10 protein-coding genes are annotated in these 12,799 nt (G+C 51.3%); 5 read left to right on the forward strand and 5 right to left on the reverse strand.

The window, feature by feature from the left end; all coding sequences use genetic code 11:
* Positions 1–141 precede the first annotated feature (141 nt).
* The 3 genes from PsAD26_RS13640 to lptF are packed head-to-tail and all read right to left on the reverse strand — an operon-like array spanning position 142 to position 4,828.
* A complete protein-coding gene (locus tag PsAD26_RS13640; protein WP_063310857.1) occupies positions 142–2,544 on the reverse strand; it encodes an LPS-assembly protein LptD in 2,403 nt (800 codons plus the stop codon).
* On the reverse strand, positions 2,544–3,635 hold the full coding sequence (gene lptG / locus PsAD26_RS13645; RefSeq protein ID WP_063310858.1) for an LPS export ABC transporter permease LptG: 1,092 nt from the start codon (positions 3,633–3,635) through the stop codon (positions 2,544–2,546). Before lptG ends, PsAD26_RS13640 begins: the two co-directional genes overlap by 1 nt.
* Positions 3,635–4,828, reverse strand: a complete 1,194-nt coding sequence (gene lptF, locus PsAD26_RS13650) for an LPS export ABC transporter permease LptF (RefSeq protein WP_208985678.1) — start codon at positions 4,826–4,828, stop codon at positions 3,635–3,637. Before lptF ends, lptG begins: the two co-directional genes overlap by 1 nt.
* Before the next feature lie 284 nt (positions 4,829–5,112).
* Between lptF and PsAD26_RS13655 the strand changes: the two genes are divergently transcribed.
* The 5 genes from PsAD26_RS13655 (at position 5,113) to PsAD26_RS13675 (ending at position 9,660) form a co-directional block, all read left to right on the forward strand.
* Positions 5,113–6,603: a leucyl aminopeptidase gene (locus PsAD26_RS13655; RefSeq protein ID WP_063299400.1), complete on the forward strand. Its 1,491-nt coding sequence runs from the start codon at positions 5,113–5,115 to the stop codon at positions 6,601–6,603.
* Between the two features lie 720 nt (positions 6,604–7,323).
* Complete coding sequence (locus PsAD26_RS13660) at positions 7,324–7,773, forward strand: DNA polymerase III subunit chi (protein ID WP_063288455.1); 450 nt, start codon at positions 7,324–7,326, stop codon at positions 7,771–7,773.
* A complete protein-coding gene (locus tag PsAD26_RS13665; protein WP_063310860.1) occupies positions 7,770–8,462 on the forward strand; it encodes a methyltransferase domain-containing protein in 693 nt (230 codons plus the stop codon). Before PsAD26_RS13660 ends, PsAD26_RS13665 begins: the two co-directional genes overlap by 4 nt.
* Positions 8,463–8,548: 86 nt before the next feature.
* Positions 8,549–9,103 carry an AAA family ATPase gene (locus PsAD26_RS13670; protein WP_063310861.1) on the forward strand — a complete coding sequence of 185 codons (555 nt, stop codon included), beginning with the start codon at positions 8,549–8,551 and terminating at the stop codon, positions 9,101–9,103.
* Positions 9,104–9,213: 110 nt separating this feature from the next.
* Positions 9,214–9,660 carry a hypothetical protein gene (locus tag PsAD26_RS13675; RefSeq protein WP_063310862.1) on the forward strand — a complete coding sequence of 149 codons (447 nt, stop codon included), beginning with the start codon at positions 9,214–9,216 and terminating at the stop codon, positions 9,658–9,660.
* A gap of 78 nt (positions 9,661–9,738) precedes the next feature.
* On the opposite strand, the gene PsAD26_RS13680 is transcribed toward PsAD26_RS13675, so the two are convergent.
* Both PsAD26_RS13680 and PsAD26_RS13685 read right to left on the reverse strand, forming a co-directional pair.
* Positions 9,739–11,625 carry an ABC-F family ATP-binding cassette domain-containing protein gene (locus PsAD26_RS13680; RefSeq protein ID WP_063310863.1) on the reverse strand — a complete coding sequence of 629 codons (1,887 nt, stop codon included), beginning with the start codon at positions 11,623–11,625 and terminating at the stop codon, positions 9,739–9,741.
* Positions 11,626–11,739: 114 nt separating this feature from the next.
* Positions 11,740–12,630 carry a DMT family transporter gene (locus PsAD26_RS13685; protein ID WP_063310864.1) on the reverse strand — a complete coding sequence of 297 codons (891 nt, stop codon included), beginning with the start codon at positions 12,628–12,630 and terminating at the stop codon, positions 11,740–11,742.
* Positions 12,631–12,799: the final 169 nt, after the last annotated feature.

Consider the following 12,799-nt stretch of genomic DNA (forward strand, 5'->3'; position numbering starts at 1 on the left):
ATTTGGCACAGCTTGACTCAAATTAGAAGGGTGCAGCCCGGAAAAATTTATTCAAACTAATAATAACAAATGTAGGCGACATTCTGTCATGCCTCTGGCTATTTCCTGTGCACAGCCAGAGGTTTAAGCTCATATACCTACTCAATCATTTGGGGATGAGTCAGAAGTTGAGGTCGAAAGGCTCGTATCACCAATCGTTCTGAGGCCGAATCGGAAGAAGAAAATCCGCTCAACTGGCTCGCCATTGTTCCGACTTCTGTCCTCGCCGTAGGAGAGTGAAGCGGAGAAACCTTCATCATCATAACCAAGGCCAATAGTGTCCTGAACAATGTTCTCGTTGATCATGTCATAACGTAGTGACCCAAAGACCCGCCAGTTTTCCTGCAAGTTCAGATTCAAAGCACCAACAAGCTCAGAGCGCTGTTCATCAATCCCGGCATCTGGACGCTCCGCCAAGTAGGCGTAGGACAGGACCGTCGAAGCAGGACCATAACGACCACTCGCGCTAACTTCTGCTCGCTCGACACCAAAGTCGTGCTCGCTAAAGCGTGCGTTACCACCAACACGGAATCCTGTGTTGGTGTCGAAGTATAGGCTTGTAACGTAATCAGATCCGGCAGTCTGCAGACCAGAGTCGCCAGTCGAATCCAGAATGCCCGGGACAGAATAGGAATTCCGTCCAGCAAGCTGGAAAGAACGCCCAAACAAACCACTGATGAATGAACCTTTGTCAAACTGCAGCTTATACTGCAAACCTAAGTTTGCACGAGTGCCACCCTCGTTACGGTCAAACCCTGAGAATTTATCCCACTCGAACAGAGTAGAAGCATCAAACACGATGGACTGTGCATCTTCGTTTGGCAGCTCTCCGATTGCTGCTTCATTGGGGCGAACAATGATCTGTGCGATCGGCTCGATAACCTGATTGCCGCCGTTAAATGTAGCAAGGAATGGATAACGGTATTCCAAACCAACTGCAGGCATCCCGCGGAAAACAACAGATTCATCTGAAAGAGCGGTCACATTATCATCTGCATTTGCGAGGAAATACAGGTTGGTCTTCGCATAGGCAAATGGTGTGAACACCTGCCCAATAGGATCGATAAGTGTACGCTGCCAGGTCAGATTTGCGCTTAGACGAGTAAACGTTCCTTCCACACCACGAAAACGATTCTGGCCATTCACAGAGAACGCATCAGTTGTTTCGCGTGTCAGACTCGTTAAATTGCCATCATAACTCAACTGGCCACCAATCACTGATTTCTCGAAATAGATAGCGTTGTCGATGACAGGATGAACAAAAGGCTGCTTCTCTTGCAAGTCAGCGTTGACCTGAGAGAATGGTCCGATCGGATTCATCGGTTGTGTTGGACTCGGATTGTCTTCCTGTGAAATTTGGAAGGCGTACGCATTTGCATCAAAGAGATTGCGTTTAGTCTCCCCGCTTAAGTAGAGCCGAGATACCTCTTGTGCACTACCAAATTTGGCAAAACCGTAGTCTTGACGAAATGCTCGGTCAGTCGCATAGGTTATATTCCACCCAGCATCCCATCGGCTACTCAGATCAAAGCTACCGTTCGTATTGACGATAAACCGTCCGCGCACATCACCGCTTGAGCCACTAAAGGCGCTTGGGTCGGCTTGTGATATCCCACCTAATGACACATTATAAGATCCAGTCTCAAGCTTTTGACGCCAATCCAACTGGCCTAAAACACCCTGTTGCGAAAGCGGAGAGAGCGTGACGGTCAGGTCGTAAGTCGGTGAAAGAGACCAGTAATATGGAATCGCTGCACCAAAACCAAGGCGGTTCTTGGTGACAAAGCGCGGAAGAAGGAAGCCAGATTTCCGGCCGACTGATGGGTCAGCAATTGAGAAGTAAGGGATCTTAGCGATCGTATTTCCGAACAGCTCAATAGAAGCACCCTCAAAATAGATGCGTTGCTTTTGCTGATTGTGGATGATCGTTGTTGACTTGATCCGCCATAACGGAGGCTTGGGCGCCTTCTTATAGACAGAATAAGTACCATTCCTCAGTGTGGTGACGTTGTCATTAGAGCGCTCGGCGCTCTCGGCAACGAAATGCGTAAACTGAGGAGTGTCAATCTGCAAAGCATTGACGAAGCCCTCAGAGAAATCGTCACTCAAAGTCAGATTGTCTGCAAGAATGAGATTGCCATCAGGCTCTGTCATTTCCACATTGCCGTGCGCAGAAAACTTGCCGTCCTTACGATTGTAAGTCACACGATCTGCGAGCAATGTGTAGTTGTCAAAATAGATCTCAACACTACCCGTCGCGATAATGACATCATTGTCAAAATCATAGCGAAGCTCTTTAGCTTCAAGCAACATTGGTTGAGACGTGTCAACAGCCTGCTGGGCAGACTGTGAGAGGTCGATCTGCGCAGCAACAGGCGCGCTGAGGACCGTAAGGCCAGCGCCGCACAGCAGAGCAACTGCAGAGACAGTGCGAAGGTATTCTGGCGATACGCAGCCAGCACCAACTCGCTTGATTTTCTGTTTCAGGATCAAGGCCGAACCCATCAACCATCCTCCTGATTCAACAGAATAGTAAAACCCATAAGAACCCCAAATACGCCAGGTGCCCATGCTGCAACCGTTGTGGGAACGATTCCAGCACCGCCCAGATCCTTCGAGACTTCGGAAACGGCATAAAGCACGAAACCAGCAACAATGCCCCAAACGATCAAGCGGCCAATCCCCCCAAAACGCGATACACGCAGCGAAACAGCAGCAGCAATGACAATCATTGCCACAAGTAACAGGGGTTTGGCTAGAAGAGTCTGATATTGTAAAGAATACCTATACGCGGGTAGTCCAGCCCTTTGGGATAACTCAATAAAGCGTGGAAGACTCCAAAAACTAATAGATTCCGGCGACCCTATGCTCTCTTTGACCTCGGTTGGGGTCAAAAAAGTGCTGACAGAGTAGTTCCCATAATGCTGTGGATCAGTGTCGACAGCATAGACAACTGCATCAGTGAGGCGCCACATGCCCTCAGCTAGGATGGCTCGCCGTGCTTCGATTCTCTCTGAAAACTGGCCTTGGCGATCAAATGAGAAGATCGTGACGCCATTGAGTGTTGCGCCTTGCCCGCTGGTATGGCGTGCGTGAAGAACTGATTCACCATCGGTGCCATTCTGCCTCAGCCAAACCTCGCCAGATCCTTCCAGTAAATAAGTTTGCTCCACACTGAACAAGCCTTCGGCCACTTCATCTGACTTCTGCTGCAGATAAACCGCGCCAGGATTGTAGCCAATGACAGCAGCAATGCCGATGAACAGGCCAGTCAGAAGAGCAGGGGCAGTAAACTGCCAGACCGAAATACCAGCTGCACGTGCAACTACGAGCTCAAGACTTCTGGAGAGCGTGACAAACGCCCAGATGGAGCCAAAAAGGACGGCAAACGGAATAACTTGTTCAAGCAGAAGTGGAACACGCAAGGCAGAGATTGCAGCAATGCGCAGAAGGGAGAAACCTTCACGATCGCCACCACGGCGAACAAGCTCAAGCACGTCAAACAGCAAGATCAACACTGCGGCAAACAGAAAGAGGGCCAGAATCGACTTCAAAAACCGTTTGGATATGTAAAGACTAAGCGTTCTTCCGGTCATTACAGTCCTGCTGTCCCTTGGTTCTTGCGGCCTACCAATTTGGAGAACACACGACCAATGCCATTAAAGAGGCTTTGTGTTCCATCGACCAGACGCTGAACAAACCAAGGTCTTCTGTTCAGGCTAATGGACCACGCAGCAAGCGCAATTGCGATTATTGGGATTGCGTAGAGCAATGGGAACATATCTGGAGCCGAACTCACGATGAGCGTTGCGCCAAAACCTGCCGTTCTCAGCAAGGTCACAACTGCAATTGTTGTTGTTATTGCAAGGCCTTGGTCCTGACGAGTGGTCTTGGGTGAACCCAGGAAAGCATAGATGATCAGGCCAAAAGCAATGGGGTAAAGCGGGACACTTAAACGGTCGTGGAATTCCACAACTAGCTTGTCCCAATGCTTTGCAGCGTAAGAATCATCAGGGCTTGCACTCAGCAATTCGAAGGTCGGGCGCTCACTTGCCTTGAATGTTGGCTCCCGAGCTTCGGGAATCATCGAGGACAGATCGAAGCCATAACTCTCAAAGCTGACGATGGACATATCCTGCCCACCTTTCGGGCGGCGTTGGATCGTCCCATCAATCATGACAAGCAGTGTTTTGTCCGCAGCCTCGATAATTCGCCCAGTTTCAGCCGTGTAGGTAAATGAGGTCTCCGGATCGCGGGCATCATCCAGCAAAAGGCCTTCAAGGACCCCATCGCCGCTTCTGTTACGGATATGGAAGGTCAGATTCTCTTCAATCGGAATGAAACGCCCGGGCTTGATGATGTTGGCGACCAGATCAACACGCACACGTGTCACCTCATTGCGCAGCTCTGCCAAGCCTGCCGGGGATAGATATATGGACAGGAAATACATCAGGCCCGTGATCATCAGCGAGAACACCAAGATTGGCCGAAGAACAAGCGACTTGGAAGCGCCCGAAGCATTGATGACGATAAGCTCACTGTCGCGGGACATGCTGTTAAGCACGATTATAAACGCCAGCATCATTGCGAAGGGGGCAACGATCAGGATGAGGAAAGGCAGAGCCAGTGCAGTGATGTAACCAAACTGCAGAAGGGTCTGGCCTTTTGAGGTGACAAGATCCAGTTGGCGCAGCGCTTGGGTGGACCAGACGACGCCAGTCATGGCGGCCAGTGTCACAATAAAGGCGGTAAAGCTGCGTTTGACGATGTAGCGTTCAATAGTTTTCATTGTGCCGTGCAACAGAACCTTTTCTTGTTCGTTATGGGAGAGGCCAAGCCGCAAAATGATTCAAGTCCACTCAATAACACGGAATACGGCAGAAAGCCGGATCACCGGATCTTTTAATGAATAAACTCGCAAGTTTCTTCACATAGCCTTGAAACAGGACCATTATCGCGCCATGTTCTGCGATGAATTTTAAGAGTAGCTGGACCACGCGTCCGCCTGTGGTCGCTAGCATATTCTGCTAGAAATTGCCTATCGCAGGTCATCCCAAGGAAAGAAACGATATAATGACGCAATTCACATCCATTAAGATCGCGCAGTATTCTGATGCAACAGCACCCGTTCAGGTCGTCTTTGCAGGTGAAGAACTCAGCTTTGCAGCAGAAGCTGAGGGTGTGATGGGCTCTGCTGGAAAAACTGTTGAGCGCGCAGCGAAAACTGCTGATTTCACAGGTAAGAAGTCCGGCATCATGCACTTGCTCGCTCCAGAAGGTATGGATGCAGACCGTTTGATCGTTGCAGGCCTTGGCAAAGTTGACGATCTGAAAGAGCAGGACTGGGTTAATCTGGGCGGTGAAGTTGCGGGCAAATTGCTAGCGCTCAAAGCAGAAGGTGCAGAAGTGACCTTCCCAGCAGCAGCAACTGCTCAGCAGGCAGCAGATTTTGCGCAGGGCGCTTTGCTGCGTGGCTACAAGTTCGACACCTACCGCACTGTTAAGAAAGAAGCAGACGGCGACAAAGCCTGCGAAATCACGTTGAAGGTGCAGGATGCAGCAGCAGTGGCGCCACTCTGGGCAGAAGCTGAAGCTGTAGCAGAAGGCACACTGCTCGCACGTACTCTTGTTGATGAGCCTGCCAACACACTTGGCCCGGTTGAGTTCGCTGCAAAAGCACAACAGCTCTCTGAATTCGGCGTGGAAGTTGAGATCCTTGACGAAGCCGAGATGCAGGAACTGGGCATGAATGCGCTACTGGCCGTTGGTCAGGGATCTGTTCGTCCTTCCCGTTTGGCTATCATGAAATGGAATGGTGGCAAGGAAGGCGAAGCTCCAATCGCATTCGTTGGTAAAGGCGTTGTGTTTGATACAGGCGGTATCTCCCTGAAGCCGGGCGCTGGCATGGAAGACATGAAGGGTGACATGGGCGGCGCGGCAGCTGTCATCGGTCTCATGAAAGCTCTTGCTGGCCGTAAAGCCGCAGTCAACGCAATCTGCGTGCTGGGTCTGGTGGAAAATATGCCAGATGGCAACGCGATCCGTCCGGGCGACATCGTCAAAACCATGTCTGGTCAGACCGTTGAAATCCTCAACACCGATGCGGAAGGCCGCTTGGTGCTGGGTGATGCGCTTTGGTACACTCAAAGCCGCTTTGAGCCGAAGTTCATGGTAGACCTCGCAACCCTTACTGGCGCTTGTCTGGTTGCTCTGGGTGGCCACCGCGCAGGTGTCTTCTCTGCTGATGATGAGCTGGCTGCGCAGATCTGTGAAGCTGGTGAAACCACTGCAGAAAAAATGTGGCGTCTTCCATTGGGTGATGAGTACGACAAGATGGTCGACACTCCAAATGCAGATATGCGCAACACCGGCGGCAGTCGTTGGGGTGGTGCAAGCACTGCAGCTGTTTATCTGCAGCGTCACACGAATGAGGCTAAGTGGGCACACATCGATGTGGCCGGCACTGCAATGGGCTCCAAGAAAAACGCAATCTCGCAGGGCTGGGCATCTGGCTTCGGCGTGCGCGCACTGAACCGCATGATCAAAGATCATTACGAAGGCTAAGCCTTGCTTCAGGCAACAAAATGCCTGCGCTAAATTAAACGAACAAAGGCCGGTCACAGAAGCTGTGGCTGGCCTTTTTTGCTGCTCATCACTGAGACACAGAGACTTCTCGACGACGGCAAAAAAAGAACCCCACTTCACACTGAAGAGGGGCATTCTTGATCTTAAAAGAGTTCAATGCGCTAAACGCTATATTCAAAGAAAATTTTATATTTGAAAGAGTTAGTTGGCTTTCCAGTCAATCAGCAGGTCTGATAATGAGAACAGGAGCTGGAGGCTTCTGGAAGCATTGCACCCACTGCAGCAGTTACGCCAACAAGACCGGATACAAGAGCAAAAAACAATACAATACGCGCTGCCATTTGGTCGTTTCCTAAATATACAATGCCTGCGGTCCCACAACACCACAGAGATGAGAGCATTTCACCCTCCATAATTTGGCGTCGGTTTCGCTAAGCTTAACACCACACCGAAATTCCCCAGGAATGAGGTTAAGTCTAGCCCTTTAAAGCGTCTGGGTTGGGTTTATCAACGATTCCTATGAATATCCCGATGTAATTGGGATCATTCACGACAATTTTTAGGATAAAATGTGGTCAATTGAGAAACACTGTGATTTGGGCTTTACATATTCCATGCGCAGCCTGATGCAGCATGCGACGCACGACGTATCGGGCTGCAGGACGCAAAAAGCCTGCCGGATAAACGGGAAACCAGAATATGAGTGAAGTGCTGTTCTACCAGCTCTCTAAATTTCCGCTGGAACGGGCATTGCCCACTCTCCTTGAAAAGTGTTTGGAGAGAGAATGGGTTGTCACCATCCAGTTTGGAACGGAAGCACGGTGTGATGCCATTGATTCTTATCTCTGGACCTACTCAGACGATGGTTTCCTGCCTCATGGCACCAAAAAGGAAGGCCATCCGGAATTTCAGCCCATCTACCTGACAACGGAAAACGACAATCCCAATGAGGCAATTGTCCGCTTTCTTGTAGACCGCGCGCCTCTGCCAGATCCGGCGCAGTACAAGCGCGTCGTTTATATGTTTGACGGCAACGATCAGGATGCCTTGCAAGAAGCCCGGCAGCGTTGGCTGGAGGTCAAAAACGGCGACCATGAACTCACATACTGGGCGCAGACCGACAATGGCGGATGGGATCGTAAAGCATGACCACTGACGACATAGACCATCGAAAACAGCTGCGCGCGCGTCTGGATACGCTGGAAGGCGCAAATGGTGGGGGCTGGGAAAACCGTAAAAACTGGTTTGAGCAGGTCTACACCACCGCCGATGGCGACACCAACGAGATCCCGTGGGCTGAACTGAAGCCAAAAGCACCATTGGTGGAATGGCTGGAACAAAACGAAGGTGAGGGACGCACCGCACTGGATGTGGGCTGCGGGCTGGGCGACAACGCCAATGCTTTGCATGAGGCAGGCTGGAAAACCTCCGCCTTCGACGTAGCGCCCACGGCAATAGAGTGGGCGCAAAAGCGCTTCCCATCTGGTGAAGTCGAATTCCGTTGTGCGGACCTGTTCAACCCACCAGCAGATTGGATTGGCAAGTTCGATCTGGTCTACGAATGCTTTACACTGCAGGCCATCGGAATTGAAATGCGCGGTGATGTGGTAAAGCCACTCAAAAGCCTCGTCGCCCCCGGCGGCACGCTGATTATCCTCGGGCGGTACTATGATGGCACCGGCGACCGCTCAGGCCCGCCATGGCCACTGACCGACGAAGAGATCGCTGAATATTACGATGACGACTTCGAAGAGATTGCGAGAAAAACCTTCGTCCAACACAAAGATGATGGCCGCAAGATCCCACACATCTGGCTGGAACTAAAACGCAGCACCTAAGATATCGCGCCTGCAAATAACAACCAGATAATCAAGCGCTTCACTCCGGGTATGGAGAGAGGCGCTTTTGTCTTTAAGGGGGCAACATGAGGGTCGCAATCTCAGGAACCCACGGGATCGGCAAAACAACACTCATAGAGGACTTTGTCGATCAACATCGGAACTATGAAGCCGTTCAGGAACCCTATTGGGAGCTTGCAGAACAGGGCGTTGCACTCTCGAGTGAGCCTTCCATCGAAGATTTCACAGAGCAGCTGAGCCACAACCTGAAAACGATACTTACAGCCAGCGCAGAGCAAAACATAATCTTTGACCGCTGCCCGCTGGACTTCATGGCCTATCTGGACGTGCTGAGTGAACAGGACGGCGATGAATGGGAACCATCAGGTCAGCTCCTGAGACAAATCGAACAAGCCCTCACCACACTGGACCTGATCGTCTTCCTTCCGCTCACCTCACCAGATGAGATCACCACCACTATCGAATATCCCAAACTCCGGAAGCAAACCGACATCTGCCTGAAGGAAATCCTCCGCGATGATGCGCTCGGATTGCTGGATGTCCTGCCCGAAACGGTGGAGCTGACAGGTTCGAGGAACGACCGAGTGAAAACCCTGTCAAAACTCGTTTCCGAGGCCTAACATGGTGTGAGCGTTTCACTTGAATCAATTTGTGAGGTTGGTGAATCTGTATATTAGAAATATCAATTAAGTTATTGTTTTTATTGCTTTATTTATTTGGAAAAAGCTTGATGAAGCAGCCACTGGTAAAACTTGGGCTGTTGGTATGTTTGCCGGTCCTCGTGCACACTTTCTTTCCAGTGCAAGCCTGGTGGCCTGTTATGAGCTATACGAGCTCATACAAACAGGAGCCACAAGAGTTCATTGTTGAGTTTGGAAAGCTCAATCTTATGGTCGCCGGAGACGCCATGGTAGTCATGGATGGGCAAGAGAAAAGTTATGTCTTCGGTGACAGAGCATACTCAAAGCTGCTTGCATTGAGCAGTAACAGTGAAGGGCGTGACCCGTTCCTGGTATCCATGAAATGCAAGGGAAATGTCTGTACCAGGACGCCAAGTGATGTTTACTTTGCCGCTCTTATGATTGCCTGCCTCGCCTTGATACTAACGATACTGATGATATTTGGGGTCCGTAATTCTTTCCCTTCAGGGGATTCCGCTATAGACATTGACGTATAAGTCTCCTGCTAACTACAACAAAAAACCCGGCACTGTTTCCAGCCCCGGGTTCATAACAATATCACGAAAGCTCAGGGCCTAGCTGCCTGTCAGCTCTTCCAGTTCAGCAGACATCTTCAGCCAGGTCTCTTCGGTCTCTTCCAGCACCTTTACATAGGCAGCACGGCGGATGGCGTGTTGTTTCGCTTTGTCCGGTGCCTCGGTGTAGATGCGAGGATCAGCCAGCAGGGCATCAAGCTTTTTGATGTACTTCTGGTACTTGGAGATCTCTTTTTCTGCAGCTTCAATGTTCTTCTTCAGCGGTGCTGTTTTGGCGCGGCGCTCAGCTGCTTCCTTGCGGCGAGCCTGTGCATTCGCTTTCTCGCTGTCCTCATCAACCGCGACTTTGGACTTGGAGCCACTGTCGCCCTTCAGGATCAACTTGCGGTACTCCGCCATGTCGCCGTCAAAGTTTCTAACACCGCCATCAGCAACCAGCCACAGCCGGTCTGCACAGGCCTCTACCAGATGCCTGTCATGGCTGATCAGAATGACCGCACCGTCATAATCGTTGATCGCGTGCACAAGGGCTTCGCGGCTGTCGATATCAAGGTGGTTGGTCGGCTCATCGAGGATAACAAGGTTCGGGCCGTGGAACGTGGCAAGACCCAGCAGCAACCGGGCTTTCTCCCCACCGGAAAGATCCTTGGCAGGGGTCAGCATACGGTCAGTCGGCAAACCAAACCGGTCCACACGAGCGCGGATTTTGGACTCCAGCGCACCCGGCATCAGTGGCCGCACATGCTCAATCGGGTTGCTTTCCGGCATCAGGTCATCCAGCTGATGCTGCGCAAAAAACGCAGTGCTCAGCTTGGTGGCCTTAGTCATATCACCAGACATCAAACCAAGACGCCCTGCAATCAGCTTGGCGAAGGTCGACTTACCGTTACCATTGGCTCCCAAAAGAGCAATACGGTCATCATGGTCAATGTTCAGCGTAAGGTTCTTCAGGATCACCGTGTCATCATAGCCAACAGAAGCTTGTTCCAGCTTGATGATCGGTGGGGAAAGCTTGGCTTCAGGTTGCGGAATGTGCAGCTCCAGCCCTGATCCTTCATCCAACACGGAAATCGGCTGCATCTTCTCAAGCATCTTGATGCGAGATTGCGCCTGTTTCGCTTTGGTGGCCTTCGCGCGGAAACGGTCAACGAAGCTCTGAATGTGCTTGCGTGCCTTTTCCTGCTTATCTGCCGCCTTCTTCTGCAGCAAAATGGTTTCACGGCGCTGACGGTCAAAACTGTCATAGCCACCGCGATAGAAGGTGAGCTTGCCACCATCCATGTGCACGATACTATCAACCGCATTGTTCAAAAGATCACGATCATGGCTGATCAGAACAACCTGGTACGGATAACGCGCAATGAAGTTCTCCAACCACATCGTACCCTCAAGGTCGAGGTAGTTGGTCGGCTCATCAAGCAGCATCAGGTCTGGCTTGGAAAACAACAGGGCCGCAAGCGCAACACGCATACGCCAACCACCGGAGAAGTTGGCACACGGCTGCTGCTGCTCATCGTAAGAAAAGCCCAACCCGCTCAGGATCGCAGAGGCCCGCGCTTCAGCGCTGTGGCTCTCAATGTCGACCAAACGCGTATGAATTTCAGCAATCCGGTGCGCATCCTCAGCCGTTTCGGCTTCAGCCAAAAGAGCGGTACGTTCCGTATCAGCCGCCAGAACCACTTCCAAAAGGGATTCCTGCGTGCCCGGCGCTTCCTGAGCCACCTGACCCACACGCGCCTTTTGTGGCATATGCACACTGCCGCTCTCAACGGACAGCTCACCGCACAGCAGTTTGAACAGCGTGGATTTGCCGACGCCGTTGCGCCCAACCAGACCGGTCTTCGCACCACTTGGAATAGTAACGGAGGCATTGTCGATCAAAAGACGCCCGGCAATGCGGTATGTAAGATTAGAAACCTGAAGCATGCCACGCTGTTTGCCCGCAAACCTCTTGTTTAGCAAGGGGAGAAACACCGCTGCGCGCAAATTTGTACATGCACTCGGCACATAGGCAACGGTCCCCTGGATCTATGAGGATTGTCAGGTCTGTGCTGGCTTAGGTTTTCGCCGGTCTTTTATGGCCACAAAACTCACAGATGTGAAGATAAAGGCAGCGGCCACATAAAAATTGCTGGCTGGAACAATGTCGAAGATCATCAAGTCCGCCAGCACAGCAAACACAAGGGAGAGATACTCAAAGGGAGCCAGCTTGGAGGCTTCACTGTACTTGTAACCCAGTGTCATCAGAATATGCGCAATGCCACCAGCAAAACCTGCTCCAACAAGCAAGGCATATTCCTCCATGCTTGGTGCAGACCATCCCAAAGGAAAAGTCGCAGCTCCGAGCACCGCACAGGTGAAGGCGAAGTAAAAAGCAATCGCGCCAGCATTCTCAGTCTTGGTTAGGCTACGAACTTGTATCATAGCCACTGACGTAAGCATCGCCGTGATGAAGCCAAGCGAAACACCAATGAGATACTCTTCATTGGCCTTAGTACCCGTCAGGTCTGGCAGGACCAGTGGCAAAATGCCAGAAAAGCCGAGTGCTACGCCGATCCAACGCGTTGCAGTCACCTGTTCCGCCAAAACGATACGCGCCAATATCATCGTGAAGATAGGCGTCACATACCCAATGATCGTTGCTTCTGCGATAGGAAGGTATTGGATGGTTGCAAACGAGGCGAACATCGCCGCCGCCCCAAATAAACAGCGCGTAACATGCCCAAAAGGCCGCTTGGTACTGAGCCCGCCGGGAAAGTCATCTGTGAGCCGCAAGAAGAGGACCAGTGGGATCAAGGCAATCACACTGCGGAAGAAAACCACCTGTCCAAGCGGGATCGTTCCAGAAGTCAGCTTCACACACAACACCATCAGGGTGAAGAAAACTGTCGCGCCAATGCGCATGGAAATGCCAATTTGATCGTTCGTCATAACGCACCAATTATCAGGCAGCACAATCCGCTGCCTCGATTATCTATTTAGCGAGAAGTGACGTTGGCGAGCCGGAAGCATTTCCGTCACAGCTACTGGAACACTTGATGAGATGAAAAGCCTCCCAGTGAAAACTGAAAAACGACTTAGAAAAGCTAAGGTAACAACT

The organism is Pseudovibrio sp. Ad26 (assembly GCF_001623285.1).
Taxonomy (GTDB): domain Bacteria; phylum Pseudomonadota; class Alphaproteobacteria; order Rhizobiales; family Stappiaceae; genus Pseudovibrio; species Pseudovibrio ascidiaceicola.

Coding starts and splice junctions, on each gene's coding strand:
- PsAD26_RS13640 (WP_063310857.1), bottom strand. CDS start 2,544: ATGGGTTCGGCCTTGATCCTGAAACAGAAAATCAAGCGAGTTGGTGCT.
- lptG (WP_063310858.1), bottom strand. CDS start 3,635: ATGACCGGAAGAACGCTTAGTCTTTACATATCCAAACGGTTTTTGAAG.
- lptF (WP_208985678.1), bottom strand. CDS start 4,828: ATGAAAACTATTGAACGCTACATCGTCAAACGCAGCTTTACCGCCTTT.
- PsAD26_RS13655 (WP_063299400.1), top strand. CDS start 5,113: ATGACGCAATTCACATCCATTAAGATCGCGCAGTATTCTGATGCAACA.
- PsAD26_RS13660 (WP_063288455.1), top strand. CDS start 7,324: ATGAGTGAAGTGCTGTTCTACCAGCTCTCTAAATTTCCGCTGGAACGG.
- PsAD26_RS13665 (WP_063310860.1), top strand. CDS start 7,770: ATGACCACTGACGACATAGACCATCGAAAACAGCTGCGCGCGCGTCTG.
- PsAD26_RS13670 (WP_063310861.1), top strand. CDS start 8,549: ATGAGGGTCGCAATCTCAGGAACCCACGGGATCGGCAAAACAACACTC.
- PsAD26_RS13675 (WP_063310862.1), top strand. CDS start 9,214: ATGAAGCAGCCACTGGTAAAACTTGGGCTGTTGGTATGTTTGCCGGTC.
- PsAD26_RS13680 (WP_063310863.1), bottom strand. CDS start 11,625: ATGCTTCAGGTTTCTAATCTTACATACCGCATTGCCGGGCGTCTTTTG.
- PsAD26_RS13685 (WP_063310864.1), bottom strand. CDS start 12,630: ATGACGAACGATCAAATTGGCATTTCCATGCGCATTGGCGCGACAGTT.